Source organism: Exiguobacterium sp. s43 (genome assembly GCF_018617255.1).
In the GTDB taxonomy this organism is placed as follows: Bacteria; Bacillota; Bacilli; order Exiguobacteriales; family Exiguobacteriaceae; genus Exiguobacterium; species Exiguobacterium profundum.
Window position 1 is genome coordinate 1664137 of record NZ_JACSJT010000001.1, and the last position, 26596, is coordinate 1690732.

The 26596-nt window shown below is 47.3% G+C and carries 30 protein-coding genes; 5 read left to right on the forward strand and 25 right to left on the reverse strand.

Going from position 1 to position 26596, the window contains the following annotated elements:
* Window positions 1-19 precede the first annotated feature (19 nt).
* The 6 genes from rsmH to KNO79_RS08555 all read right to left on the reverse strand — a co-directional run bounded on the left by rsmH (window position 20) and on the right by KNO79_RS08555 (window position 4727).
* Complete coding sequence (rsmH, locus tag KNO79_RS08530) at window positions 20-952, reverse strand: 16S rRNA (cytosine(1402)-N(4))-methyltransferase RsmH (protein ID WP_078146645.1); 933 nt, start codon at window positions 950-952, stop codon at window positions 20-22.
* Between the two features lie 158 nt (window positions 953-1110).
* Window positions 1111-2667, reverse strand: a complete 1557-nt coding sequence (bshC, locus tag KNO79_RS08535) for a bacillithiol biosynthesis cysteine-adding enzyme BshC (RefSeq protein ID WP_214691089.1) — start codon at window positions 2665-2667, stop codon at window positions 1111-1113.
* Between the two features lie 24 nt (window positions 2668-2691).
* Window positions 2692-3051, reverse strand: a complete 360-nt coding sequence (locus tag KNO79_RS08540; RefSeq protein ID WP_015881302.1) for a DUF3397 domain-containing protein — start codon at window positions 3049-3051, stop codon at window positions 2692-2694.
* Complete coding sequence (locus KNO79_RS08545; RefSeq protein WP_251125231.1) at window positions 3045-3884, reverse strand: 2-dehydropantoate 2-reductase; 840 nt, start codon at window positions 3882-3884, stop codon at window positions 3045-3047. Before KNO79_RS08545 ends, KNO79_RS08540 begins: the two co-directional genes overlap by 7 nt.
* 119 nt (window positions 3885-4003) lie before the next feature.
* Window positions 4004-4177 (reverse strand): 50S ribosomal protein L32, encoded by a 174-nt coding sequence (gene rpmF / locus KNO79_RS08550; protein WP_015881300.1) that lies wholly within the window; start codon window positions 4175-4177, stop codon window positions 4004-4006.
* Between the two features lie 22 nt (window positions 4178-4199).
* The gene (locus tag KNO79_RS08555) at window positions 4200-4727 is read right to left on the reverse strand and encodes a YceD family protein (RefSeq protein WP_015881299.1); all 528 of its coding nucleotides are present in this window, start codon (window positions 4725-4727) and stop codon (window positions 4200-4202) included.
* A 156-nt stretch (window positions 4728-4883) separates the two neighbouring features.
* On the opposite strand from KNO79_RS08555, the gene KNO79_RS08560 reads away from it, so the two are divergent.
* On the forward strand, window positions 4884-6014 hold the full coding sequence (locus KNO79_RS08560) for a tRNA(Met) cytidine acetate ligase (RefSeq protein WP_074037342.1): 1131 nt from the start codon (window positions 4884-4886) through the stop codon (window positions 6012-6014).
* Here KNO79_RS08560 and KNO79_RS08565 read toward each other — a convergent pair.
* From KNO79_RS08565 to KNO79_RS08585, 5 genes are read right to left on the reverse strand one after another with little or no spacing between them, the layout of a single operon-like run.
* Entirely contained in the window at window positions 5993-6985 is a 993-nt protein-coding gene (locus KNO79_RS08565) for a SepM family pheromone-processing serine protease (RefSeq protein ID WP_214691091.1), read from the reverse strand. The two genes, KNO79_RS08560 and KNO79_RS08565, sit on opposite strands and share 22 nt — an antisense overlap.
* On the reverse strand, window positions 6982-7476 hold the full coding sequence (coaD, locus tag KNO79_RS08570) for a pantetheine-phosphate adenylyltransferase (RefSeq protein ID WP_015881296.1): 495 nt from the start codon (window positions 7474-7476) through the stop codon (window positions 6982-6984). Before coaD ends, KNO79_RS08565 begins: the two co-directional genes overlap by 4 nt.
* A 4-nt stretch (window positions 7477-7480) precedes the next feature.
* Entirely contained in the window at window positions 7481-8044 is a 564-nt protein-coding gene (gene rsmD, locus KNO79_RS08575) for a 16S rRNA (guanine(966)-N(2))-methyltransferase RsmD (protein WP_214691092.1), read from the reverse strand.
* 52 nt (window positions 8045-8096) lie between these two features.
* Complete coding sequence (locus KNO79_RS08580) at window positions 8097-8351, reverse strand: YlbG family protein (RefSeq protein ID WP_143406649.1); 255 nt, start codon at window positions 8349-8351, stop codon at window positions 8097-8099.
* Entirely contained in the window at window positions 8335-8784 is a 450-nt protein-coding gene (locus KNO79_RS08585; RefSeq protein WP_015881293.1) for a YlbF/YmcA family competence regulator, read from the reverse strand. The genes KNO79_RS08580 and KNO79_RS08585 overlap by 17 nt, the downstream gene beginning before the upstream one ends.
* A gap of 132 nt (window positions 8785-8916) precedes the next feature.
* Here KNO79_RS08585 and KNO79_RS08590 point away from each other — a divergent pair, with 132 nt between their 5' ends.
* Window positions 8917-9672 carry an ATP-grasp domain-containing protein gene (locus KNO79_RS08590; RefSeq protein WP_074037944.1) on the forward strand — a complete coding sequence of 252 codons (756 nt, stop codon included), beginning with the start codon at window positions 8917-8919 and terminating at the stop codon, window positions 9670-9672.
* Between the two features lie 104 nt (window positions 9673-9776).
* Window positions 9777-10139 (forward strand): YugN family protein, encoded by a 363-nt coding sequence (locus tag KNO79_RS08595; protein ID WP_015881291.1) that lies wholly within the window; start codon window positions 9777-9779, stop codon window positions 10137-10139.
* A 45-nt stretch (window positions 10140-10184) separates the two neighbouring features.
* On the opposite strand, the gene KNO79_RS08600 is transcribed toward KNO79_RS08595, so the two are convergent.
* From KNO79_RS08600 to cyoE, 10 genes are all read right to left on the reverse strand, one after another.
* Window positions 10185-10676, reverse strand: coding sequence for a cysteine hydrolase family protein (locus tag KNO79_RS08600; RefSeq protein WP_214691093.1), 492 nt, complete (start codon window positions 10674-10676; stop codon window positions 10185-10187).
* 146 nt (window positions 10677-10822) lie between these two features.
* The gene (locus KNO79_RS08605) at window positions 10823-11095 is read right to left on the reverse strand and encodes a hypothetical protein (RefSeq protein ID WP_074037351.1); all 273 of its coding nucleotides are present in this window, start codon (window positions 11093-11095) and stop codon (window positions 10823-10825) included.
* Between the two features lie 5 nt (window positions 11096-11100).
* Window positions 11101-11715: an SCO family protein gene (locus KNO79_RS08610; protein WP_214691094.1), complete on the reverse strand. Its 615-nt coding sequence runs from the start codon at window positions 11713-11715 to the stop codon at window positions 11101-11103.
* Between the two features lie 21 nt (window positions 11716-11736).
* Complete coding sequence (locus KNO79_RS08615) at window positions 11737-12198, reverse strand: DUF420 domain-containing protein (protein WP_015881287.1); 462 nt, start codon at window positions 12196-12198, stop codon at window positions 11737-11739.
* A gap of 24 nt (window positions 12199-12222) precedes the next feature.
* Window positions 12223-13146: a cytochrome c oxidase assembly protein gene (locus KNO79_RS08620; RefSeq protein WP_214691095.1), complete on the reverse strand. Its 924-nt coding sequence runs from the start codon at window positions 13144-13146 to the stop codon at window positions 12223-12225.
* Between the two features lie 134 nt (window positions 13147-13280).
* Window positions 13281-13610, reverse strand: a complete 330-nt coding sequence (locus KNO79_RS08625; RefSeq protein WP_031421543.1) for a cytochrome C oxidase subunit IV family protein — start codon at window positions 13608-13610, stop codon at window positions 13281-13283.
* 1 nt (window position 13611) lies between these two features.
* On the reverse strand, window positions 13612-14238 hold the full coding sequence (locus KNO79_RS08630; RefSeq protein WP_015881284.1) for a cytochrome (ubi)quinol oxidase subunit III: 627 nt from the start codon (window positions 14236-14238) through the stop codon (window positions 13612-13614).
* Window positions 14239-16107 (reverse strand): cytochrome c oxidase subunit I, encoded by a 1869-nt coding sequence (ctaD, locus tag KNO79_RS08635; RefSeq protein WP_214691280.1) that lies wholly within the window; start codon window positions 16105-16107, stop codon window positions 14239-14241.
* 38 nt (window positions 16108-16145) lie between these two features.
* A complete protein-coding gene (coxB, locus tag KNO79_RS08640; protein WP_214691281.1) occupies window positions 16146-17123 on the reverse strand; it encodes a cytochrome c oxidase subunit II in 978 nt (325 codons plus the stop codon).
* Window positions 17124-17220: 97 nt separating this feature from the next.
* Window positions 17221-18144, reverse strand: coding sequence for a heme o synthase (gene cyoE / locus KNO79_RS08645; RefSeq protein ID WP_074037356.1), 924 nt, complete (start codon window positions 18142-18144; stop codon window positions 17221-17223).
* Window positions 18145-18478: 334 nt separating this feature from the next.
* Here cyoE and KNO79_RS08650 point away from each other — a divergent pair, with 334 nt between their 5' ends.
* Complete coding sequence (locus KNO79_RS08650; protein ID WP_214691096.1) at window positions 18479-19384, forward strand: COX15/CtaA family protein; 906 nt, start codon at window positions 18479-18481, stop codon at window positions 19382-19384.
* Between the two features lie 32 nt (window positions 19385-19416).
* On the opposite strand, the gene KNO79_RS08655 is transcribed toward KNO79_RS08650, so the two are convergent.
* From KNO79_RS08655 to KNO79_RS08670, 4 genes are all read right to left on the reverse strand, one after another.
* Window positions 19417-20769 (reverse strand): cryptochrome/photolyase family protein, encoded by a 1353-nt coding sequence (locus tag KNO79_RS08655; RefSeq protein WP_214691097.1) that lies wholly within the window; start codon window positions 20767-20769, stop codon window positions 19417-19419.
* A 53-nt stretch (window positions 20770-20822) separates the two neighbouring features.
* Window positions 20823-24257, reverse strand: a complete 3435-nt coding sequence (locus KNO79_RS08660; protein WP_074037361.1) for a pyruvate carboxylase — start codon at window positions 24255-24257, stop codon at window positions 20823-20825.
* A gap of 36 nt (window positions 24258-24293) precedes the next feature.
* Window positions 24294-25529 (reverse strand): FtsW/RodA/SpoVE family cell cycle protein, encoded by a 1236-nt coding sequence (locus KNO79_RS08665; RefSeq protein ID WP_214691098.1) that lies wholly within the window; start codon window positions 25527-25529, stop codon window positions 24294-24296.
* 86 nt (window positions 25530-25615) lie between these two features.
* Complete coding sequence (locus tag KNO79_RS08670; RefSeq protein ID WP_015881276.1) at window positions 25616-25894, reverse strand: Fpa/YlaN family protein; 279 nt, start codon at window positions 25892-25894, stop codon at window positions 25616-25618.
* Between the two features lie 172 nt (window positions 25895-26066).
* Between KNO79_RS08670 and KNO79_RS08675 the strand changes: the two genes are divergently transcribed.
* On the forward strand, window positions 26067-26531 hold the full coding sequence (locus tag KNO79_RS08675; RefSeq protein WP_159562039.1) for a hypothetical protein: 465 nt from the start codon (window positions 26067-26069) through the stop codon (window positions 26529-26531).
* Window positions 26532-26596: the final 65 nt, after the last annotated feature.

Below are 26596 nucleotides of genomic sequence, written 5' to 3' on the forward strand. Positions count from 1 at the left end.
ATCCCTCCTACACTCTCGGTTATTTTTGTTTTTCGGCCACTCTCAACTTAGCAGAGCGTGAACGACGGTTATCTTCAAGTTCTCCCTCACTCGCCACGATCGGCTTACGCGTGATGAGTTTGAGTTCCGGTTCAAATTCTTTCGGAATGACCGGCAACCCCGGTGGTAATGGTGGATGCTGGCTTCGCTCTTTGAACACTTGTTTACAAATGCGGTCTTCTAACGAATGGAACGTGATGACACAGATGCGTCCATTCAATGCAAGTAAATCAATCGCATCTTGAACGGCGCGGTCGAATACGTTCAACTCGTCATTGACGGCGATTCGAATCGCTTGGAACGTCCGCTTCGCCGGGTGTCCGCCTTTTCGTCTAGCTGGTGCAGGAATCGCTTCTTTAATCAAGTCGACAAGCTCGAATGTCGTCTCAATCGGTTTATCGGCACGGGCTTGCTCAATCTTTCGTGCGATTTGCTTTGAAAACTTTTCCTCCCCGTATGTAAAGAAAATACGAGCAAGTTCTCCGAACGACCATTCGTTCACAACATGATAGGCTGAAAAGTCTCGTGACCGGTCCATTCTCATATCGAGCGGTGCGTCATAGTTGTAACTGAACCCGCGCTCCGCCTCATCTAGCTGTGGCGAAGAAACGCCTAGGTCGAATAGTACACCGTCCACTTTTGTCACACCACGTTGGGCGAGTTCTTCCTTCAAGTGAACGAAATTGCTCTTTATAAACGTCACACGGCCTTCATAAGGAGCCAATCGCTCTTTCGCATGTGCGAGCGCGACGTCATCTTGGTCGAACGCATATAGTTGACCCGTCGTTAGACGCTTTGCGATTTCTTCACTATGACCCGCTCCACCTAACGTACAATCGACATATACCCCATCTGGTTTGATGTTCAATCCCTCAATGGACTCCATTTTTAAAACCGTTTCATGCTCAAACATTCAAAAAACCCTCTCAACCTACATATTTCAACTGTTTTATTACACTTACTTTATCATAAAAATGTCAAGGTCCGTACAGGTTTTTAGTGAAAAGAGGAAACAAAAAGGTAACAACGAAAAAAAGCTCTCGACAAATGTCAAGAGCTCTCAAAAAAAGATTATACATAGAACAAACATCGCTCCGTATCAGATTGTTCATAAACCTGTTTCAATCGTTTGAACACGTCTAGTCCGTGACGATTTAATATCGGAACCATCGAGATGATGCGCTCTTGAGGGGCATCCATCGGGAACAGCCGGGTCGACAGATGAATCCTTCGTGCATTCAAGCGATATTGTTCTCGCTTCGATTCAGCACGCATCTCATCCGCCAATCGCTCGAGCACATGTCTCGACTTCGCCTCAAATCGTCTTCCTTGTTTCCCTGCCTCATGACTGACGGCCTCTGTGAGCGTCCGATACGCATATAGCTTTTCTTCAAACGCTTCATCGTCAAATGCATGATCCGGGAGCGGTCGCTTCATATACTGCTCCAATGTCACGCTTTCTTGACGAAGCTTCTTCTCATCATTTCTTGACACGATCAACCCACCAAGACGTGGCAAGAGAAGCGGCATCTTCCATCTCATCTCGTGGAAGAGCGGTCGAAGCTGGAGCCAGTAGGCAATTTCACCGGGACCTGCCACATACCCAACAATCGGGAACAGGAAATCCTGCATGAGCGGACGGGAGACCACGTTATTTGAGAAACGTTCCGGATGCGCCTCTATCTCTGTGAGCAGTTCGTCTTCAGTGAAGCGATGTCCTCGCTTTGTCGTGAACACCCCATCGACCTTCGTGAGCAGCTCTCGTGTCCCATCGTGATAAAACAGATGGGCCGCGTCTCTGTTCAAGTCGACCGATGGCATCCCTTCTTCATACGCATGACCGAGCGCTTCATGGAGCTTGTCATGATGCTCGATGAGACTTCGGAACATCGGTCGTTCGAGAGCCCGTACGTCTTTCGCGTGCGGGTCAAACAATAAAAAGTCAGATCCGACGAATCGCCGCATCATTCCACCGAAAAAGTGAGCGAACGAACGACTCACTTGAATGAGGTCAATCAGCTCATGATACAAATGTGAAGTATACGGTGTCTCTGCTTCGTTCAGTAGAAGACGTTGCGCCATTTGAACAAGTTCGAGCTTGACCCGTTCGAACTCTAAGTCCCCTATCGATGCTTTTCCTGCAAGCGGTAACGATGACAAGGCATCTTTTTTCAACGTCCTCGAAAACGCCTGTGTCGTGAAGACATGGTTGATTTCAGCAAAGTCATGATCTTCCGTCGCCATCCAGAAGACAGGAAGGACCGGTTTCCCTAATTTCGCTTCAGCCTGTTTCGCCCGTTTGATGACCGCTAACAGTTTGTATACGGCAAACAAAGGTCCTCCATATACGCCGACCTGTTGCCCCGTCACCATCACGTACGCTTTTCGCTGAGCGAGTAACTCCAGATTTGCTTCCAACTCTTCCGAAAGTTCCCCGAACTGTTCTTGTTGTCCCTTTATTATCTCGACGAGCTCCGACAGATGCTCATAGGTGCGCCCTGAGACCTCCTCGGCACGTTTTTCGATTTCATCCATCCCTCGATAATCGAGCCAGCGACCATATTCATGATCGATTTGAATCATCGGTGATGTGGATGCATATAGAGCATCAAATGCTTCTACCTTCACGTATAACAACTTCCTTTCAATCAATCAACGAATCATGCCTTGGGCTACACCGATTGCGAATAAAATGGCGTGGGTCGGAACAAGTAGCAAGAAGAGTAACCGCCAACCATGGACGAACATCTTCGTGAACAACACTTCCTCATAACGAATCCGCTGCCAAATCGCGTTGATGGGGAAAATCGCACAGCAGGCTGCGAGCAATAATAGCAACATATCTGTCCCGACGATGGCCTCAAGTAAAATACTGCAAGCGTAAAACCAAAGGATGACCCCGGCATCGCATGCGAGTTTGAATGAGTTGATTGATTTCGGCATAATTTTTCTAAGTATCATATACACCATAAACCATAAGATGAGTGGAAATGAAACGATATACACTAACACGATGCGCTCGCTCCTAGAATCAGTTTATGTAATAGCGGAATGACAGTGAGAGAAATCTGCATCTGTTCGGCTTTCTCAATCACCGGTTTCAAAATCGCATCCACCTCTGTCGGCCGACCTTCTTCAAGATCGCGCAACATCGAGGAGCGATTCTGTGCGGTACGTTCGATAATCGTCTCGATGTAGGTAAATGAGACTTGCTGCGCAAACAAAGGCACCAACTCATCGTAAATCGATTGTGCGATTTCACGATATGGTGAGCCGGCGAGGGCTCCATTCGGGACCCGGCATAATGCCGTGATGGGATTGATGATGGCATTAGCAAACAATTTTTCAATGACGACTTGTTCAATATCTTCTTCCCACACGATGTGAAGTGGGCTCTCTTGAAATGATAGAGGATGGAGCCCCGACGTACTTCCAATTCGAATCCGTCCGAGTCCACGATGCTCAACCTCATGACCACGCTTCGTCACCCCATGCTCGACGACACCTAAATGAAACCCTCGACGTTTCGCATATTCCAGATGGGCAATCCCATTCGAACAAATAAAGACGGGCACCTTACCCGAGAGTCGGGCCGTCGCTTCCTCGACTTGATGGGCTTTCGTCGTGACAAAAAAAAGATCCTCGTCCGTTTCCTGAAGCGTCTGACTTGACCGTAACGACACACGTGCCGTCCCTTCCGTCACACCGATACGTGTGATGAAAAGTGGATCAGATGACCCGATCCTTCCATAGAGCGTCACGTCGTAATCGTCTGCGAGCACAGATGCCAACAATAATCCGACCGCTCCGTTTCCGATGATACCAATTCGTTTGATGGAGTTCATCATGGCCCTCCTCCTATTCGAACTATTTTCGCACAAAAAGTTTACCACATCTTTTCACCATGACCCAAAAATGACAAACAAAAAAGGAGTAACCTGAGAACAGGTCACTCCTTCAAGCATTATTTGCTTGTTACTTCTTTACCGTTGTAATGTCCGCAAGATTTGCAAACACGGTGTGAAAGTTTCATTTCGCCACAGTTCGGGCACTCGTTCATACCAGGTACGTTGAGTTTGAAGTGAGTACGACGAAGACGTTTGCGAGTTTTCGACGTTCTACGGAATGGTACTGCCATCGTTGTCCACCTCCTTGATAAGTTAACCTTCCTCGTTCTCTTTTTTCGAGAACAGGTCGGCTAGTCCCGCGAAACGCGGGTCAATTTTTGGTTGGGCTTCGGGCTGTTCGTCAGTGAGCGTCCAGCCTTCTCCTTCAACCTGAGTTTTGTCTGTTTCGTTCCCATAAACTTGCATCGGGACGTCTAACATGATGAGCTCTTTTACAATCGGTACAAGACTGATTGTATTTCCTTCTGGCAAATTCACGTCATCGAATTGCTCCGTATAACGCCCATTCTCCAAAAAGAAAGGCTCGAGCGATTCAATATCGAATTCATAAGTGACATCTTCTAACGTTCGCGCATCTGGCAACGTCAGGTCACCTTGAATCTTCAGATTGAATGTAACTTGATTAGATGTGAACGATGCATCCCCGTGCACATGCACCGGGCGAATCGAACGGATATCCGGATGGAGCTGAGTCAGCTCTGGTAGTTCTACCATCTCATCGATTGTAAAACCGTCACCCTGGTTTCGGAGCTTAAGTAGCTGTGCAATAGACCATTTCATCCGAATCACCTCAATTGCAACAATATGAATTATAGATAGGCCAACTTGTTTTGTCAATGTTTTTTCTTTACACTAAAATCAGTTGACGACGGCGCTTTGCCAAAGCGTACTTACTCATCTTACACCAATCCATACGACAATGCAAAGGAGTAAATCATGCAAAAGACGGCCATTATTGCAGAGTACAACCCGTTTCACAACGGGCACTATTATCAAGCGCAAACTGCACGTCACGAAACCGGAGCTGATGTCATGATTGCCATCATGAGTGCCCAGTTCACTCAACGGGGCGAACCCGCCTCGTTCGACAAGTGGAAACGGGCTAAGGCTGCCGTCGAGAGCGGTGCGATCGATCTTGTCATCGAGCTACCGACCCAATACGGGGTCCAACGCGCCGACCGTTTCGCTAAAGCCTCCGTCTCGATTGCTGAACAGCTCCGTTGCCAGACGCTATCGTTCGGGAGTGAGAGCGGGGATATAGATGCAATCCTCCATGCAGCCCGTTCACATGTCGAAGAGACGTCACGTTACAAAGAGGCGCTTCAAGAAGCATTACATGAAGGACACTCGTCCGCTCAAGCTTCGAGTCGAGCTTTCCGGACCGTTTATCCCTCATTTGATTTGACGCGACCAAACAACATTTTGGGCTATCATTACGCCAAAGCAGCAAAGATGATTCAGTTACATACAGTCAAACGGCTCGGGGCTGATTATCATGATCCTTCATTAATGGACGTCATGTCGGCAACGGGTATTCGGGCTCATTACCTAGACACCGGTGAAGTTCGTGCCGTTCCGGCATCGACTGAAGCGATGTTTCGGACACAACCGATGACACATTGGGAACACTATTGGCCCGTCTTACAATTCAAACTGAGAACCTTGCCACTCCACACATTGACGGAGCTCGTAGGAATTGATGCTTCTCTCGCACCTCGTCTTAAGCAGGCGGGAGTCGAGCCTTCATTCGAACGTGCACTTGCTGTCGTGTCGACACGTCGCTACACGCGTACCGCCATTCAGCGGGCGTTCGTCGCCGTACTGCTTCACTGGTTAAAAGTCGAGGCACCGACACGCTTTGATGAAGTCCCTTACGTGAGACCGCTCGCCTTCAACGATCTCGGACGACATGCGTTACGAGATGTGAAGGAAGACGTGCAACTCGTCAGTAAGTTCGATGCCCGGCTCGATTTTGAAGCTCGTGTCACCGAAGCATATCGACTCCCGCTTCAAGATGATGCATTGATCGAGCACCGGCAACGCCCTCAGTTCATCTCTTCTAAATAACGAATCGCATCCTCGACCGTCTTTACAGGGACGACTTCAATGTCACTGTTTAGGCGGTCTCGTGATTCCAGCGCCTCTTCATAATTTGAACCGGCCGGCACAAAGAAGACTTCCGCTCTTTCCTCGTCGGCGGCGACAATTTTCTGCCATGCACCTCCGATAGGTCCGACATTCCCTTCCTCATCGACCGTTCCGGTTCCGGCAATCCGTTTTCCATTTGCCAAGTCACCTGGCGTCAATTGATCATAAATTTCTAACGTGAACATCAATCCTGCAGATGGACCGCCGACATTCGTCAAAGCGACATCGACTTCAGGATCAGCCGTGATTTCTTGAACGGGAAGTGGTTCATAGATTCCAATTCCGACACGATCCCCGCTTTGATCGATCGGCTGAATGAGCGTTTGCACGACACGTTCTTCGCCGTCTCGTTCAATCGTCAACTCCACTTCATCGCCCGCCTCAAATTCCGATATGCGATTCAAAAAGTCGACGCGAGTGGCAAAGGACATCCCATCGATGGCCGTGATGACATCACCCGGCTTCAACACATTGGCCGCAAGGGACCCAGGAATCGGAGCAGATACATAAATTCCCTCGAAATCAACCGTCACGTCTTGAGCTGCTAATTGATAGGCGTATTGGATTGCTGCTTGTTGAGAAGAGTCCATCAATAATTGTTGGCGACGTTCATAGTCTGCCTCATTCTCCCCATCGTATAAATAGCGACTGGATAAATTCGCTTCCGTGAACGGGGTCACCCAACTTTCAACTAACCAAAACGGAGTCGCACGGCGTTGGGAGATTGTCACCATCATCAGTTCCCCATCCTCTTTTTCGCCACCTTGGACGGTCAGGAACTCTTCAATTGAGGTCGCTGCTCCGGGTGAAGAGATATAGTAAGGAAGTGGGACGAACAGGAAGAGAAGCACTGTAACGAGTAGACCGAGACCGATTTTTAACGATTTCATTGTCCCGAACTCACTTGATACTTTTTACGCAAGGCAATTTCAACCTGTTCCGGTACGAGTTCACTGACCGATGCACCATATTTCGCCACTTCTTTGACAATCGACGAGCTGAGGAACGAATATTGACTATTCGTCATCATGAACAACGTCTCGACGTTCTCATTCAACTTTTTGTTAATTGATGCGATTTGAAGCTCGTATTCGAAATCTGAGACTGCACGGAGCCCACGGACGATCGTCGCCGCTTCCCGCTCTGCGGCATACTCGACAAGCAATCCCCCGAACGCGTCAGCCGACACGTTTGGCAGATGTGTCGTCACATCTCGAATCAGTCCAAGTCTTTCCTCCACATCAAATAATGGGGCTTTGCTTGAATTTTCAAGGACAGCCACGATGACTTCGTCAAAAATGGCCGCCGCTCGTTCAATAATATCTAGATGTCCGTTTGTGATTGGGTCAAAGCTACCCGGACAAATCGCAATCCGTTTCATCGTGTCACTCCTCCGATGCGTACTCATAGAAACTGATGGTGATGACATCTGAGTATCGCTGTTCTTTAATTCGTTCAAATCGTCCCACCCGCTCCGGTAATGTCACGTCACTACCGTGTTCACAGACGATTACGCCGATATCGATCAACAAATCTGATTCATCGATCAGCTGTAAGAACGCCACGTGTTCTTCCGCATGATAAGGAGGATCCATAAAGATGAGCTTGAATTGTTCCTGTTGAACCTTGAGTTGTTCGAGTACCGCCTTGGCGTCTTGACGATATACTCTCCCTTTTACTTCATAATGGGTCGCTCGCAAGTTCTCTTGAATCGTTTGGACGGCTTTCGGTTGACGATCGACAAAAATAGCTTCGTCACAACCTCGTGATAACGCCTCGATTCCGAGCCCACCGCTGCCCGCGTAAAGGTCTAGTGCTTTCCCGCCTGAAAAATAAGGTCCGATAATGTTGAATAACGATTCCTTCACTTTATCGGTCGTCGGCCGTGTCGCCGTTCCTGGGACCGCTTTTAAACGGGTCCCTTTTCGTTCTCCAGATATGACACGCATGTCTTTCCCTCCAGCAGAAAAGATGAAGGTGATGCCACCTTCATCTTTTTGTTTATTTCGATTTTGTCTCGTACGTTTCGGAAATGAATGGGCGTTCGCTTCGAACGACCGCTTCCACAAACGGCAATGCTTTCACTTGTTCGAGTACGGCTTCATGACCTTCGAGGTCAGTATAAAGAAACGCATACTTTTCTCGTTTTGAGACAAAGTAAAGATTCGCATAACGTCTTAACGCTTTCACTTGTTTTAAGGAATTCACGTATACGACGAAGCCAATCCGTTCATTCAACTTAGACGGCGCATCCACAACTTCCGCCTCCTCCGCAGCTACCTCCACCAGAACATCCACCTTCATCAAAGAATGGATTACCGGTCGGGACCTTGATTTTAGGAGAGACTGAATGAGCCAATAGTTCACTCACTTCCCCTAACAACTTATCCAAGCTTCGTTCCGCTTTTTTGAACGCAGCGATTTCCGGCTGAACATCGAGACGACGTTTGATGAGATGCATCTCTTTTTTGATGCGGTCGTGGTCCGGATGATGCTTTCCGAATCGCTGGACATACTCATAGTCCTCTTTCATCTTCAAGAACTCACGCTCGATTTCCTTTGCTTCTTGTGATGCGAGACGTGCCGCTTTCGTTTGAATATATGTTTGAAACGATTCGCTTGCTTCAATCAAATCGGTCAATTCTTCTGTTTGATCGAGCAGGGCAATCGTCTGTTCAGTGATTATCATACCCCTCACCCTTTCTGCCATGATTTTACCACAATTGTTTCCCTATGTAAGCAATCCACACTATAATTGAAGTTGACCGCAAGGCGTTCCATGTAGAAAGGAAGTGAACAGACGCAACCTATGCGTCTACGTATGAAAAAAGTTTCTTTTAATATGATCCGATCGGCCGGTATCAAGACGGATTATGCGAAACCCGAATATTATTTCGATCAGCTCGATAAGGTTCGCGCTGCCGACCTCGTCCTGTTCCCTGAGTATTGGATGGTCAATTCCATCATCTACGGGATGAATAAAGCAATCTTCCCATCACCTGCGACTTATCACCTCGGGCACGACAAGATCGAGATGACGCGCGCCTTTAAAGCGACATATCCGCATCGGATTCCGAAGACATTGATTTATGGAAAGAACCCATACACGATTGAACGCGTGTTGGAAGAATTCCACTACCCGTTCGTCGCCAAAAAAGCCAAATCCTCAATGGGTCAAGGGGTATGGTTAATCAAAAATGACCAAGACTGGTTAGAATACGTCGAGAATCATGATACGTTCTATGTCCAAGAGTTCATCCCGAATGATCGCGACTTACGCATCATCGTGATTGGAGAAGAGGTAGTCGGTGCCTATTGGCGTGTCAGCGAGGCTTTTTTAAACAATGTCGCTCAAGGGGCTAACTTCTCGTACGAAGACATCCCGGAAGACGTCATCAAAGAAGTTCAATCGATTGCCAACACGTTATCTATCAATCACGCAGCGTTTGACGTTATCGTGACGGAAGAAGGATTTTACATTTTGGAATTCAACGTCTTTTTCGGATCAGAAGGACTGCTACCTCTTGGCGTGAAACTCCCTCAAAAAATCGAGGAATACTTAAATTCACTCGGCTGATTAATCGTTCATCTTTTTTTCACAATTTGAACACACGTTATTCCAAGAACGTTTTTGAATATGGTATGATGACATATGAGGTTTATTCGAAAAGGGGGATTATGATGAAATTTGAGCAGTTCCACATCGAGGGAAAAGAAATCCGTTTTGGTTTGCTCGAGACGATCATGGATCATCATCATTTCATCCGTGAAGGTGCTTGGGATTACGAGCGTGCCACGTATGACATGAAATATGAGAAACAATCGACTGGCGAAACATTCTATCTTCGCTTACCTGTATACGCGATCGAAGGTCAAATCGAAGATCGTCACGCTGTTGTCAAAATGCTTACACCGATTTTAGGAAAGCATTATTATCCACACGGTGTTGAATACGATGAAGTCTTCCCAGAAGAAATCGTCCGCGACTGTGAGCGCCGTCTAAAAGCACTCGCAGAAACATTAGAAGTCAAACCCCTTGCATAAGCGAAGGGGTTTTTCTTATGGGCGAGTTAAACGTTGTTAGGCAACTTACGCCGACAAGTCCTTTGATTCGATGATCACGCAACCTTTACTCTTATAATACATAATCATATCTTCTAGTTTTTTCAAATCGTAGCTCGTAACGCAATCCGACAAGACGCTAACCGCATAGTCAGATTTCCGCAGATTGTAGCAAGTCGACTTCACACAGGCGGTCGCATCAGCCCCAGTGATATAAAACGTATCGATGTGATGCTTGGCAATGAACGTCACAAACGCTTCGCTCGTCAAGGCGTTGCCCTTGTACTTTGTGAACACGTGGTCGGACGCGAGCTTCAAATCTGGTGCTAATTCCGCTCCTCGCGTTCCTGTTTTGAACGTTCTCGTCCCTGCTGATAAATTCTCATGACGGATATAGACGATATGTAACTTCTTTTCGACCGCCCAATCAATCGCTTTATTGATGTTGTCGATGATTGCTTTGTAATTTTTCGTGATGTCATTTTGAATGTCAATAACGACTAAGGCTTGGTTCTGCATAATTTGTCCTCCTCCATTTCTAAAAAGCGAACATTAGTTCGACTCCACTATTTAGTATAGCAAAGTTCACTTCTGGAAGATATAGTCATAAGAAACGTAGCGTCGAGCATATAAAAAAGGAGGCCCTTTACGGGTCCTCCCTTATATCATGCCGCAATGACGGTCAATGTCACATCGACTTGACCGAGCAATAAATCGAATTGGTCTCGAACATAGCGGTACAATCGCTCTGCCTCGACGAGTGTTAATGGTGCAATGATTTGATAATCATAGTGGTCTTTCGAGCGAGAGACGACTTTCACTTCTTTCAAGCCGAATTCGATTGCGCTACACGCGATCAAATCTTCAATCGCCCGTTCCGCAATCGTCACGTCTCCGTATGAATAGTCATTCCCAATCACAGCCATCGTATCGTTCATGGTGATCACTCCTTTTCATTCGCGAGCACTTTAACGTCCTCCATGATAGATTCGATATCGACCGGTTCATCCCCTGCCGTCGCCATCTGCGCGACAGCACGGACATCATGATGGCGGTCGATGACGTACATCGTCGTCGCATGCGTCACGAGTCCGCTGTTCGCCTTCGAATAATAGAACTGTAGCTGACGTGTGATTCGGTCAATGTCTACCTGGTCTCCCGTCAACATCTTCCATCCAGTCGGCTCTGCTTGGAATGCTTCCCCGTAATTTTTCAGAACGGGCACGGTATCCACCTCCGGGTCAACCGTGATCGCGACGAGTTCTACGTCCGAGCCGTATAAGTTCTCTTTTTTCAATTCTTTTTCGAGTTTCATAAAATCACGTAACGTGAGCGGACAAATATCTGGACAGTTCGTATAGAAGAACGTCACAATCTTCACTTTTCCGTTGTCGGAATTATAGGTCTCTTCATTTAATGCGTTCGTTAATGTGAACGGGGTTGGCTCTTGAATGACGGGTAGGTCGTCTTGATTGAAGAAAACAAAATACACGGCTACTCCGATGACGACAAGCGTCAAGACGGTCAAACCGACCGTCAAATAGCTATTCCGTTTCATACAGCTCTCCCTCTCTATGGATCATCCTCCGATTATCGCGCGGAATACGTTCGTCGTTTCACCTGGGTCATATGCCACATAGAGAAGAATGTAAACCGTCACCCCCGTAATGGCCGTGAAGAACCAGACGACTGACGCTTTTGGACCGATTTTCCGGTGCTTCTCGATTTTGTTTTTATAACCGAGATAGAGCGTAATCAATCCGAGGATACCACCTGTGGTTGCGAGAAGAATATGGAAAATCATAAAACCAAGATAGAACGGCTTCACTGAATCCGGTCCCCCAAATGCCGTGTTACCGACAAAAATGGTACGCGAGACGTAAAGGATGAAGAACGTCGTCGCTGCAATCGCTGCGGCCGTCATCACCTTTTTATGTTTTTCGATGTTGCTGCGGTCTTTTGCGATAATCACCCATCCGATGGCGACAAGAATCGCACTGATGACGATGAATGACACACTAATTAAGGCAAGATAGTTCATCAATGTTTCCCCTTTATGTTCTGTTTAATTTTTTTCATTTGTTTCTTGCGGAGTGAATGACATGCCTTCATCAAGAGCAAGTGACTTCGTCCGACGCACCCAGCCGAAGAACGTCCAGCCGAAGAAGAAGCCGTACACGATCTCTTGACCGAGTTTCATGAGGACCCCACCGAAACGTTGATCTTCGAGCGCACTGTTCGTCGCTCCCATCAACGCCTCTAAATCAATTCCGGAAACGTCACCATTCGGGAGACAGTATCCAAGGACCGTCGCAAACGTCTGTGGGTCCGTGTATGCATTATAGAGTGTCGTTTGACTAAAGATGATGAGCGCACAGGCAGGTGTCAGTAAGACCCCGTTGGCGATAATGTACACCATTCGTTTCAAATCGGACATGCCTTCCTCTTCGTCTGAGACGAGTGGAACGATGACCGGATACCACATCGTCAAACTAAAGACGACAAGGGCACCGTGGAAAATACGGTGAACGCCGTAGTTCGTCAAGACGTAGTCGAATACGACCGGCATATGGTAAATCGAGAACAATGCGTTGAATAAAATGAGCGCGATCAGTGGCTTCGTCAAAAACTTGAACATCGGCCCAATCCATTTGAAGCTAAGTACTTTTTCAAACACCCAGTGCGGTAGACCGTAAACGACGAGTGCCGGTGCCAAAATATAGACGAGCACCATTTGGAACATATGCACCGATAAAATGATATGTGCCATGACATCGATTGGACTTCCAAAACCGATGTAATACAAGACAATCGCAAACAACATACTAAACTTTTGTAATAACGTGGTCGAGGCATATCCTCGCTTCGCCATTCTCTCTGTCACGACGGCGTATAACACATAAATCCCGACCATGAGCAATCCGAACAGCGGACTCCATAACGTGAGCCAATCAAATTGATTGAGCAGCTCCGACGTATTCCAGAGCATCCGTTCACCCCTTTTCTTTCTCTCCCTAACCTTTGAAACCGTTCACTTCAAGATTACTATTCATTCATTTTTGAAGTAAAGGAAAAAGGACCGAATCATCCGTGTTTCCACAGATGTTCAATCCTTTGTCACAATTACCAAATGAGTAAGCGGAGTGCAGCGACCGTGATGATGGCAACAAAGATACCTAGCCACATCATGCCAACGATCCACGTGTTCCCACGGTTATTCATATGCATGAAGATATATAACTGTAGGAAGACTTGGATGACCGCCAAGATGATTAAAAAACCACCTGCTGCCCACACCGGCATCAATTCCGCATAGACGGCGCCGAATGCCACGAATGTGAGTAAAATCATCATCGCGAAACTGATTAATTGAAGCTGATACTCACGTTTCGACTCTGCTTTTACTTCAAGCTCTAACTGCTTGTGAGATTCGTTCATTACTCGTTTTTCCATATTAGTTCACCATCCCTAAGAGGTAGACGATTGAGAAGATGAAGACCCAAACAACGTCGATAAAGTGCCAATATAGACTCGATACATAAAACTTTGGTGCATTGTATACATCGATCGGACGGTTCCAGTTACGAATCAAGAGCGTCGTGATCCAAAGAAGACCGAACGTTACGTGCGCGCCGTGGAAACCAACCAACGTATAGAAGGCTGAACCGAATGCGCTCGACGTGAACGTGTGACCGATGTGGTAGTAGTGAATGAACTCGTAAATCTCAGCACCAAGGAATCCGGCACCAAGAAGGAGCGTCACAATCAACCAAAGCTTCATACGCCCTGGATTGTTTGCCTTCATGTTCATCATCGCAAGGACACTTGTAAGTGAACTTGTGAGGAGGAGCATCGTCATGATGAAGACGAGCTCCATTTCGAAAATGTTATACGAACGTAATTCCTCTGGCGCACCAGAGTTCAAGAGACCAACGTATGTTCCAAAGAGCGAGGCGAAGAGGACTGTCTCTCCACCAAGGAAGAACCAGAAGGCCACATATTTATTTTTCCCTTCCAGTGTTGCTTTCTCTGGATTGGCCGGGATACCGGTCACTGGGTGTTTTTCAACTGCATGTGCCATTTATTGTTCTCCTTTCTCACGAATCGCTTTCAAGTCTGCTTCGACTTGTGACTTCGGAATGTAGTAGCCGTGATCGTCAATCCAAGAACGTAGGAACATCGAGACGAACGTCATCGCTAATCCAAATCCAATCAATGACCAACCGACGACCGTGTTATCCATCTGGAAGATGGCACCGAGTCCTGCGATAAAGAGGCCGAGTGACATGAAGAACGGAATGAGCGAGTTATTCGGCATGTGAATGTCCGAAACTTCCTCAGCGACTGACACGCGTTTGTTGCCTGCCATTTTCTCGAGCCAGAACGTATCAAGTCCTTTGACGAGTGGTGTTTGTGCAAAGTTGTACTCTGGAGTCGGAACAGGAAGTGTCCACTCAAGCGTACGTCCGTCTCCCCAGTGGTCTGGTTTGACGCGGTCTTTTGACAAGAAGGCTTTCACAACAGCGATGAGCAAGACAATCGTTGACACACCCATGAAGAATGCACCGATTGTCGAGAGCATGTTGAGTGTATCCCAACCTTGACCATCGAGGTATGTGAAGACTCGACGTGGCATACCGAACAATCCGAGGAAGTGTTGCGGGAAGAACGTCAAGTGGAACCCGATAAAGAACAACCAGAACTGCCAGTATCCAAGCTTTTCAGAAAGGGCTTTTCCGAACATGAGTGGGAACCAGTAGTAAAGTCCTGCGAAGAGACCGTATACAACCCCACCTACGATAACGTAGTGGAAGTGAGCGACAACGAAGTAGCTGTCGTGGTACTGATAGTCAGCCGGTGCGACTGAAAGCATAACCCCTGTCATCCCACCAACGAGGAATGAAGGAATGAACGCGACAGAGTAAAGCATGGCCACGTTGAATTTAATTTGACCGCCCCACAGTGTGAAGAGCCAGTTAAAGATTTTAACACCAGTTGGTACGGCAATCGCCATCGTTGCAACAGCGAAGATCGAGTTGGCAACTGGACCAAGACCGACTGTGAACATGTGGTGAACCCAAACCATGAATCCAAGGAAACCGATAAGCATTGTCGCGAAGACCATCGTCGTGTAACCGAAGAGACGTTTACGCGCAAATGTCGGAATGATTTCCGAGAAAATACCGAATGCCGGTAAGATCAAGATGTATACTTCCGGGTGACCGAAGATCCAGAAAAGGTGTTCCCAGATGACAACGTTCCCGCCAAGTGCCGGGTCAAAATAAGCAGCTCCGAAGAGTCGCTCGAACATCAACATGAACAATCCGACCGTAAGTGGTGGGAATGCGAAGACGATCAATGCCGATGCAACGAAAGTCGTCCATGTGAAGAGTGGCATACGCATGAGTTTCATTCCTGGCGCACGCATGTTCAAGATGGTGACGAGGAAGTTAATCCCGGCCATCAATGAACCGAAACCTGAAATCTGAAGACCGAGAGCGTAAAAGTCTACCCCTGTCGCTTCCGGTTGTGTTGAAAGTGGAGCGTAAGCCGTCCACCCTGCGTTTGGTGCTGCTCCGAAGAACCAGCTCAAGTTAAGCATGACTCCACCGAAGAAGAACAACCAAAAACCTAATGAGTTAATGAATGGGAACGCAACGTCGCGTGCCCCGATTTGAAGTGGTACGACGGCGTTCATGAAACCGAATAGCATCGGCATGGCCGCTAGGAAGATCATCGTCGTCCCGTGCATCGTAATCAACTGGTTAAATGTCTCACCGCTGACGAAATCGTTCATTGGTTTGACGAGTTGCCAACGAATCAGTAATGCTTCAATTCCACCGAGAAGGAGGAAGAAGATTCCTGAGAACAAATACAAAATACCGATTTTTTTGTGGTCAACCGTCGTAATCCAATCCATGATGCCATTGTATTTACGCGATTGCTGCATTGCAGTGGTCTGTGCCACGTGAAATCCCCCTTTTCCCGTTAGTCAATCTTCTGCTCATACAAGAAGTCAACGAGTGCATCTAATTCTTCGTTGCTGATTTGACCTTCATTGAATCCTGGCATAAGAGCCCCTTGTTTTTTCTCTTGCGGGTCACGGATCCACTCTTTCAAGTTGTCCTCGTTGTTTTCGAGGTAACCTGCGAGCCATTCACGATCACCGAAGTTCGTTAAACTTGGTGCCACTTTACCGCCGCCGTGACAGCTCAAGCAGCTTTCGACATACACTTGCTCACCTGTAGTCAAGTTTGTGTTGTCTGCGACGAGATTCTCACCGTTCTCGTCTTGCTTAGCTTTCATGTCAGCGAGCCATTGATCATATTCTTCTTGCTCGAGCGCGATGACTTTAAAGTCCATAAGGGCATGTGACGGACCGCAAAGCTCAGCACATTTCCCGTAGTAAGTACCTGGTTCATTTGCATGTAACCACATTTCGTTATCAAGTCCTGGGTTCGTATCTGTCTTACCAGATAAAGCCGGTACCCAGAATGAGTGAATGACATCTTTCGACGTCAAGTTGATGCCGACTCGTTTTCCGACTGGAATGACGAGCTCTTGCCCTGTCACAACACCTGCTTCTGGATATTCAAATTCCCACCAGTACAAGTTAGCTGTAACGTTGATTTCTTCTTCTTTTTTCGCTTCTTTCGCTTTCGCGAGTTCGACAGTCGTCGTGATTGTCGGAACAGCGAGAATGATGAGAAGGATAATCGGAACGACTGTCCAAATCATCTCGAGTGTACTGCTACCTTCAACTTGCTTCGGAATCGATTCATCTTTCCGACGGAACTTCATGAGCACGTACACGTAAATGACCGATACGATGATGAGTACGAAGAGCATGATCGCCAAACTGATGAGAATGATGCGGAGCTGAAGCTCAGCCCCTTCTCCCATCGGCTTCAATGCAGACAATCCCTCTTGACCGCAACCTGATAACAGGACTGCGAACATCATCATCGGGACGATGCCAAACAGAAGCTTCTTAAATGATTTCACAACAATCCCCACTTTCTCCCAAAATGATGTGTAATGGTTTTCTATATAGTGAGTGCGATCACCAGAGTGCTGTCAAAATCAGCGCGATAATCCACACGACTAAATAAATTAATGAATAGAAGAACATTTTGTTTGCCCACTTGATTTCGTCCTCGGCGTTGAATCCTTTCAATCCGAGATACAACCAGTAGCCCCCTAAACCGGCTGCGACTGTCAAGTAAACAAGACCATAGTGCATAAATAAGAGCGATGCCGGAATCAGCGTCGCAATCCACCAGATGATTTGCCGTTTCGTGATGGCAAATCCGTTCACGACCGGAAGCATCGGAATGCCTGCCGCTCGATACTCTTCCGTCCGTCGCATGGCGAGCGCCAGGAAGTGAGGTGGTTGCCATAAGAACATGACAAGGAACATGAGCCACGCATCAATATGAAGTGCCGGATCTAGTGCTGCCCAACCGATGAGCGGTGGAACGGCTCCCGAAATACTACCGACGACTGTATTGAGCGTACTCGTACGCTTCAGCCACATCGTATAAATCACGACATAAAAAAATGCCCCGATTAAACCGAATACTGCGGCAACGTACGATACAAGGAGCAATAGTAGTGTTCCGATTGCAAGTTGTGTCAATCCAAGGAGTAAAATCTTCTCTCCTGAAATCTTGCCGGTTACACTCGGTCGATTGTCCGTACGATCCATTAAGTAATCGATATCTCGGTCCACAAAGTTGTTTAGGTAACAACTCCCCGAAATCACGAGTGCGCTTCCTAACATCGTTAATAAGAGCTGTGGCCAAACTTCAAACAAGTAAAGGACTGGCGTATCGCTCTGGTACGTCGCTGCAACGAAGAATCCTGCAAACACCAACAACAGGTTGGCGCGAACAATTCCCATTTTCGCTAAGGCGACGTAATCTCGGAATGACGTTGATTCTGTATACTCTACATCTACCGTCATCCCTGGGTTGACTTTTGTCATACTGACCCCCCCACATAATCACGAAATCCTCGCATTCTCTTCACAGAAAAAACACAATATGAACAAAATACACTTAACTCTCTACAAAGATACCATATTTTTTTATAAAATACGCCCTTTATGCTTGTAAAATAGCGAGTTTTTTGTGTCAATAGTGTGATATTTGTCACACCTTATGTGCTTTACTAATATTAGAATAACGTTTTTGATAACGATTGCAAGCTTTTCCATTTCGTTTTTTGAACGGAAAGCCGTATAATAAGTATGGCGAAAAAAATATAAATAAACAAGGTACATTTTTTAACGGATTTCGATTAGAAGCAGGTGGTATTGCATGCATAAAAAACTCGCGTTTTTCTCAGGGTTTGTCACCCTCGGGATGATGCTTGTCCTCATCATGGGTGGAACCGTGACGAAGACGGATTCAGGAGATGGTTGTGGGACGGACTGGCCACTCTGTCATGGAAAATTAATCCCAACCAATCCCAGTGTTGAAACAATGATTGAATACAGTCACCGGGTAGTCTCCGGTATTGAAGGTCTTCTCATCATTGCGCTCGCCATTTGGACGTTCATCGCGGTCAAACATCGGGTCGATGTGAAAATCTTTGCGTTTCTCGCATTTATCTTTATGCTCATCCAATCAATCATTGGAGCGGGCGCGGTCATTTGGCAACAGTCGGATGCCATCCTGGCCCTTCATTTTGGAATTTCTCTCGTGTCGTTCGCGTCGTTACTCATTTTGACGATTCTGTTATTCGAAGGTGACCGGGAACATCAAGTCGTATCGAGACGATTAAGATCTCATCTTTACGGTCTTTCAATTTATACGATGATCGTCGTGTACACAGGAGCCTACGTCCGTCACCTCGGTGCTACATACGCATGTGTCGGTTGGCCGATTTGTGAGCAGAACGTCTGGACGTTCGAGTCGTATGTGCAGATGGGACATCGCATCATGGCGGGTATTCTCGTTTTGTACACGTTGTATGTACTCTATCTTGCCCGAAAAGAAATGAACCGATTGATTGAGCGCGGTATGTGGGCGTCTCTTTTCTTCATCCTACTTCAAGTCGGTACAGGTGCTTGGATCGTTCTTGGGGGACACGCGACTTACGTTCCGCTCCTTCACGCATTCTTGATCACGTGCTACTTCGGTATCCTGTCATACCTCTCTTATCACGCGTATCGGTCGACAGCGCGACAAGACGGGGCACAATTGAAAAACATGAACGGATAACCAAACTAAAAAGCGCCGCGGCGCTTTTTAGTTTACAATGCTTTAAATCGTTCGAGGGCACGCTCTCTCGCTTCTTTATGATCGACGATTGGCATGGCATAGTTGTCTCGCTCTGACGGGTCCGGAAAGTGAATCGATTTATCTGTTATATGTTTCAGCTCCGGCACATACTTCCGGATGAACGTCCCATCAGGGTCAAATCGCTCGGATTGCGTCGTCGGATTGAAAATACGGAAATACGGAACAGCGTCCGTCCCGACTGAGGCCGCCCATTGCCATCCCCCGATATTCGACGCTGCCTCATAATCGATCAGCTTTTGCTCGAAATACCGTTCCCCTTTTCGCCAATCGAGAAGGAGATGTTTCGATAGGAAAGATGCGACAATCATGCGTAGGCGGTTGTGCATCCACCCGGTCTCGTTCAACTGACGCATCGCCGCGTCGACGATTGGATACCCCGTTTCCCCGTTACACCACTTTTCGAACTGCTCTTCATTGTCCTCCCATTCAAGTGACTTGTATTTATCATTGAACGGTTGATCTTTCAATCCGTGGAACTTTGACATGACCATGTAATAAAATTCACGCCATAACAGCTCATCGTAATACGTGTCACGCCCCTTTGATCGTCTCGCCGACAACACTTGTTCGGTGATGGTGCGAATCGACAACACACCTGTCCGTAAATAAGGAGATAGTCGACTCGTCCCGGCGATGCTCGGAATGTCACGCTTCTCGTCATAATCGACCATGCGATCATTGACGAAGTGGGTCAATCGTTTCTTCGCTTCCGTTTCCCCTAGCCCTTTCCATTCACGATTACATCGTTTGAATAGATCTTTCAGTTCACTCGGTTGTTCATTCTTTGAACGGATGTACTGAGATAAACGATCGACATCAACCTCATACGGTGCGGGCGGCTGTTCGGCATACGCCGCTTTTTTGAACGGGGTGAAAACTTTATAGGGATCGCCACTTTTTGTACGGAACGCATCGGGATGAAACAGGTGACGATCCAGAAGTCGCACAACTTTTACTTCTTCACCAAGTGCTTCAATCACACGGTCATCCCGCTGTTTGAACGGTTCCACGTACTCCGCATTAAAATAGAGCACATCCATCTCCCCGAGCTGTTTCACGAACGCATCCTCCGTCTCTGCGACAAGGACGCGAAGCCCTAACCCTTTCGCATCTAAATCATACATGAACGCTCGCATCGTCGAGAAGAAATAGTCATGCCGTACCTCGAACGGGTCACAGTATTTCGGATTCAACCAAAAGACGAAATCTAGGTCATCGCCTTCCTCCATATCTTTCAATACACGGTGTAACATATGATTATCGGTCAGTCTAAAATCCGAACGAAACCAACATACTCGTCTCATGATCTCCACTCCCATCTACAAAAAAGAAGCATAGCGCGCTATGCTTCTTTTGATTATACAAATTCAATCAACAAGTCGTCACTTTGTATTGTGTCGCCTTCTTTAATATGAATGGCCTTAATCTCACCATCTTGTGCCGCTTGAATCGTCGTTTCCATCTTCATCGCTTCTGTGACGAGCAACTGCTCCCCACGATGAACTCGACTTCCTGGTTCGACCAATACTTTCAAGACAGACCCCGGCATCGATGCACCGACTTGTTTGGCGTTCGAACGATCGACTTTCGGACGGCTTGTCGTTGCCGATTTGACATTGACATCTTTAATCTCGATTTCACGTGGTACCCCGTTCATCTCATACGAGACGAGACGGATGCCATCTTCATTCGCTGCACTCACTTGTACAAGCTTGATGATTAACGTTTTTCCAGTCTCGATTTCAACTTGGATTGTCTCACCGACGTTTAATCCGTAGAAGAATGTCAACGTGTCGAGCACTGAGACGTCCCCGTATGTCGTTGTATGTTTGATATAGTCTTCGTACACTTTCGGATAAAGCGCATGAGCAAGAAGTTCAAAGTCCGTCACCGGTCGCTCGAATTTTTCGAATAGTTCTTGGCGTGCCGATTCGAAGTCATACGGTTTGATCAATTTACCAGGACGAACGTTTAATGGCTCTTCCCCTTTCAAGATGACTTGTTGCACATCTTTCGGGAATCCACCTGGAGGCGTTCCTAATTCACCACGCATCATTTCGACGACCGAGTCTGGGAAGTCCAACTGATGTCCTCGTGTCATCACATCTTCTTCCGTCAAGTTATGCTGGACCATGAAGAGCGCCATATCACCGACAACTTTAGATGACGGCGTCACCTTGACAATGTCCCCGAACAACATGTTGACTCGGGCATACATCGCCTTGACTTCTGCCCAGCGGTCTCCAAGTCCGACCGCTTTCGCCTGCTGTTGGAGGTTTGAATATTGCCCACCTGGCATCTCGTGTTCGTACACGGATGGATTCGATGCACGCATATCACTTTCAAACGGTTCATAGTTGTGACGCACGTCTTGCCAGTAGTCACTGATGATTTCATATTGTTTCGGGTCGACTTTCGGCTGACGTTCGTGGTGGTTGAGCGCATAAACCAAACTTCCACCTGAAGGCTGTGATGTCATCCCTGACATCGAACTCGCGGCAACGTCAACGATATCGACACCGGCATCTGTCGCGCGAGCATATGTGAAGATCCCGTTACCGGAAGCATCGTGTGTATGCAAGTGGATTGGTAAGTCCACGGCGTCCTTTAATGCCGATACGAGTGCATAGGCTGATTCCGGCTTCAATAGACCTGCCATATCCTTGATTGCCAAGATATGCGCACCACTCGCCTCAAGTTTCTTCGCGAGGTCGATATAATACGGAAGATGGTACTTCGGACGGTTACCATCATACAAGTCTCCCGTATAACAGATGGCTGCCTCTGCCACTTTCCCAGTTGGAAGCGTCGCATCGATTGCCAATTGAATCGACTCAAGGTTGTTGAGACTATCAAAGATTCGGAACACGTCGACTCCGGCATATGCCGCTTCGTGTACGAATTTCTCGATGACGTTGTCTGCATAGTTTTTATATCCGACCGCATTCGCACCGCGTAGCAACATTTGAATTAGGACGTTCGGCATCTTCTCACGAAGCTTCATGAGACGTACCCATGGGTCTTCGGATAAGAATCGGTAGGCGACGTCGAACGTCGCTCCGCCCCATGCCTCGACCGAGAACAATTCTGGCATGAGTTTGCTTGTCGGTTCGGCGATATTTAGAATATCCTGTGTGCGCATGCGCGTCGCGAGCAACGATTGATGCGCATCTCGCATCGTCGTATCCGTCAACAACAGTTCCGGTTGACGTTTGATCCAGTCGGCGAGGCCGTCCGGTCCAAGCTCTGTAAGAATTTGTTTCGTCCCTGGCTTCGCTTCTGCCGGGAGGTCGTGCGGGATTCGCACCGAACGGCTGATCGGCTTGTCTTTCAGACCAACACCTGGGAATCCATTCACTGTCACATCCCCGATATAGTTCAGCAGTTTCGTCCCGCGGTCTTTTCGTTTCGGGAAGACGAACAGTTCTGGCGTCTCATCGATGAATGACGTGTTGTAATCTCCACTGATAAAGTTCGGGTGCTTCATGACGTTAATCAAGAACGGAATGTTCGTCTTGATTCCACGAATCCGGAACTCGTTCAAGTTTCGAACCATCTTCGAGGCCGCTTGTTCGAATGTCATGCCATGTGTGGACAATTTCACGAGAAGTGAATCGTAGTACGGTGAAATCTCTGCACCGACATACGCATTCCCACCGTCAAGACGAACACCAAAGCCACCCGGAGAACGGTAAGCCATGATTTTCCCTGTGTCCGGCATGAAGTTATTGCCTGGGTCTTCAGACGTAACACGTGATTGGATTGCATAACCGAGAAGTTTAATCTCTTCCTGTTTCGGCATTTGAATCATATCGCCGTGGAGCGACTCACCTTGCGCGATCATCAATTGCGTTTGAACGATGTCAAAGCCCGTCACCATCTCTGTGATCGTATGTTCCACTTGAATGCGCGGGTTGACTTCGATGAAGTAGAACGACTCATCCTCTGTCACCAAGAACTCGACTGTACCGGCGTTGACGTATCCGACGTGTCGCATGAGTTGGACCGCCGCATCACAAATCGCTTGGCGCGATGCATCAGACAATGTCACACACGGCGCCACTTCGACAACTTTTTGGTGACGGCGCTGAACCGAACAGTCACGCTCGAATAAGTGAACGATGTGACCGTGCTCATCCCCAAGAATTTGCACCTCGATGTGTTTCGGACGTTCGACGAGTTTTTCTATGTACACTTCGTCAGAACCGAACGCCTGCTTTGCTTCTGACTTTGCACGTTCAATCAAATCTTTCATTTCCGCTTCTGTTCGAATGACACGCATTCCGCGTCCTCCGCCACCCATCGAAGCTTTGACCATGAGCGGGAATCCGTGCTCGTTCGCAAATGCTTCAGCATCTTCATATGATGTGAGCGGTCCATCCGAACCCGGGATGACAGGAAGACCCGCAGCAATCGCACTCTGACGTGCTCGTACTTTATCCCCGAACGCATGTAAATGTGACTCATGCGGTCCGACAAAGATGATGCCCTCTTCACGGCAACGTCGTGCGAGTTCAATGTTCTCTGAAAGGAAACCATACCCTGGGTGAATCGCATCACTGTCTGACTCCTTAGCGATTCGAATCACGTCTTCGATATCGAGGTACGCATCGATCGGTTTTTTGTCTACACCGATCAAGTAGGCTTCATCAGCTTTAAAGCGATGTAAGGAGCCGCTATCTTCTTGCGAATAGACAGCTACCGTTCGAATGCCTAACTCTGTCGCCGCGCGAAATACGCGAATGGCAATTTCCCCACGGTTTGCAACAAGTAACTTTTTAATTGGTTTCAAATGAAATCCCCCCGTTAATGAAGTTTGTTCGTTTCCTTACCTGACAACGTGAAGCGATGAGCGTTGAACGTTTTCTTCTGACTTCACCCGAATTTCTTCTCGTCGTGTCGCTTCTCGATGACGGTTACGCATCGAGATACTACTGAGCACCCCGAGAACACCCATCATCATGATGAGCGATGTTCCTCCATAACTGACCAGTGGCAAGGTTACGCCTGTCCCTGGGAACCAACCGGACATCGCACCGATGTTGATGGCCGTCTGGATAATGATTTGTGATGCAATCCCAAACGATACGAACATCGCAAAGTGACTATCCGCATGATTGGCGATATGGATCGCGCGAAAGGCGATGAAGAAGAGTAGGACTAAAACCGTCAATACACCGAGGAATCCTAACTCCTCCGCAATGATCGACATGATATAGTCGGTTTCTGGTTCTGGCAAATATCCATACTTTTGAAAACTGTTCCCAAGTCCGACTCCAGTCAATCCACCATGTACAATTGAGATAATCGACATGAGCAATTGGTGTCCATATCCTTCCGGGTCCATGAACGGGTTGAACACGACTTCAATCCGACTTCGTTGATTCTCCGAAAAGATGGTCGTGAACAATACGAATACAGTACCAACCCCAGCTAAAATCCCTGGAATCAAAATTCGAAGCGGCGCCCCGACACCGAACCACATGAGCAACATGATGGAACCGAGGACGAATAGCCCCCCCATATCCGGCTGTCCATTGATTGCGATCGCATAAAACGAAAAGTAAAAGAGGACAGGCACTAAAAAGAAGGCGCCGATTTGTGCACGCAACCCTTTTTTCGTGATAGCGGCCCGCGCCAATCGACCAGGGAGTCCTTTCAACTCATTATTCCATAGTTCATGGTAGTAGTTCGCAAGCAGTATGATGAGAACGAACTTCGCAATCTCGACCGGTTGCATGGTCATTCCTCCGATGATGAGCCAAGCTCTCGCCCCATTCAATGGAGGCATCGCCCACGTGACAAACAGCAAGATGACAGAGAGCGCATAAAGACCGAGGCGAATGCCTTTTTTCCGAAACATCTCATATCGGAACAATGTCGCAATCAAATAGACAAAGATTCCAATGCCAACGTAGACGAGCTGGCGATAGAATAAACTACTATTCGCGTAATCCCCACGATTCCAAACACTCGCACTATAAATCATGATGGAGCTTAGCCCGACGAGTAAGAGCACTGACAAAAACAACGCAAAATCAAAATACCGAAACCGTGTTTTCATGTATTCACTTCCTTATGTAAAACAATCCGACAACCCTTATAAAAAAATACTCAAACAGCGCCACTTGCACAGTTTGAGTATAAGGTTCATAATTCTGAAGCTTCTGCCAAAGCAGACAACTTCTGTTCCAATGAATCGAGCAGTCCTTTACCTTCAATGTCTGAAATGAGTCCAAGACGAACCGCAAAATCAATTTGGCGCGATAGTCCAAACATATGTGTATCAAGCACCTCTTCATAAAGCGGGCACTTCGGCATTTTTAGGTTTTCTAACTGCACTTCAATCAGACAACGGATTTTTTCAGCATCCGCCTCGAGTAATTGAAGCGCTTGCTCCCGTTGGATTGCAGCCAAATTTGTCGCCACTACGACCCCTCCTCCGTACGATGACAGACTGTTTGTCATAACTCAACTGTACATTATCTTTCATCATAATTCAATGTACAGTATGAATGAACGCGACATTCTCCCTCTTTTCCATTTTACGAGAAAGAGCGCTATAATGAAACGTGTAATGTGTATGAAGGGGGATATAAGCATGATTTTTCCACTTGATGGAGCGGTTCGCCACAGTCTGACGATTGACCCGACCGTATGGATTTTTGACGAACGAAAACGGAAGATTGAAGATTTGGACTCGGTGACGGAGAATGACCGTGAGGCATACTATGCGAAAATGGGGAAAGCATGGGATGACGGATTGTCACAAGGAACTCGAATCGACCACAATAAACCGATGTCACGACAAGACAAAGATGCAGCATTACGCGACTCGTTCGCCATGCCGCTCGCGCCATTTTTAAACAATGCCGAACCGATTGAACTTGCGACGCATGTCCGTTTTTACGGGGAAACAGTATTGACTCTATCGCTCAGCGAGGCAGCACAAGTATATTTACAATTTTCAAAAGACGGAAAAGTACTTACCGACGGACCTGTCTATGTATTATATGAGGATCAGGTCATTCGCCAAGTCAATCATATCACCATATTAAGCAATTAATGAGAAGGTTCACACCTTCTCTTTTTTTGGACTTTTTAGTTCATAAAGTGTAGTATATAGAGTGT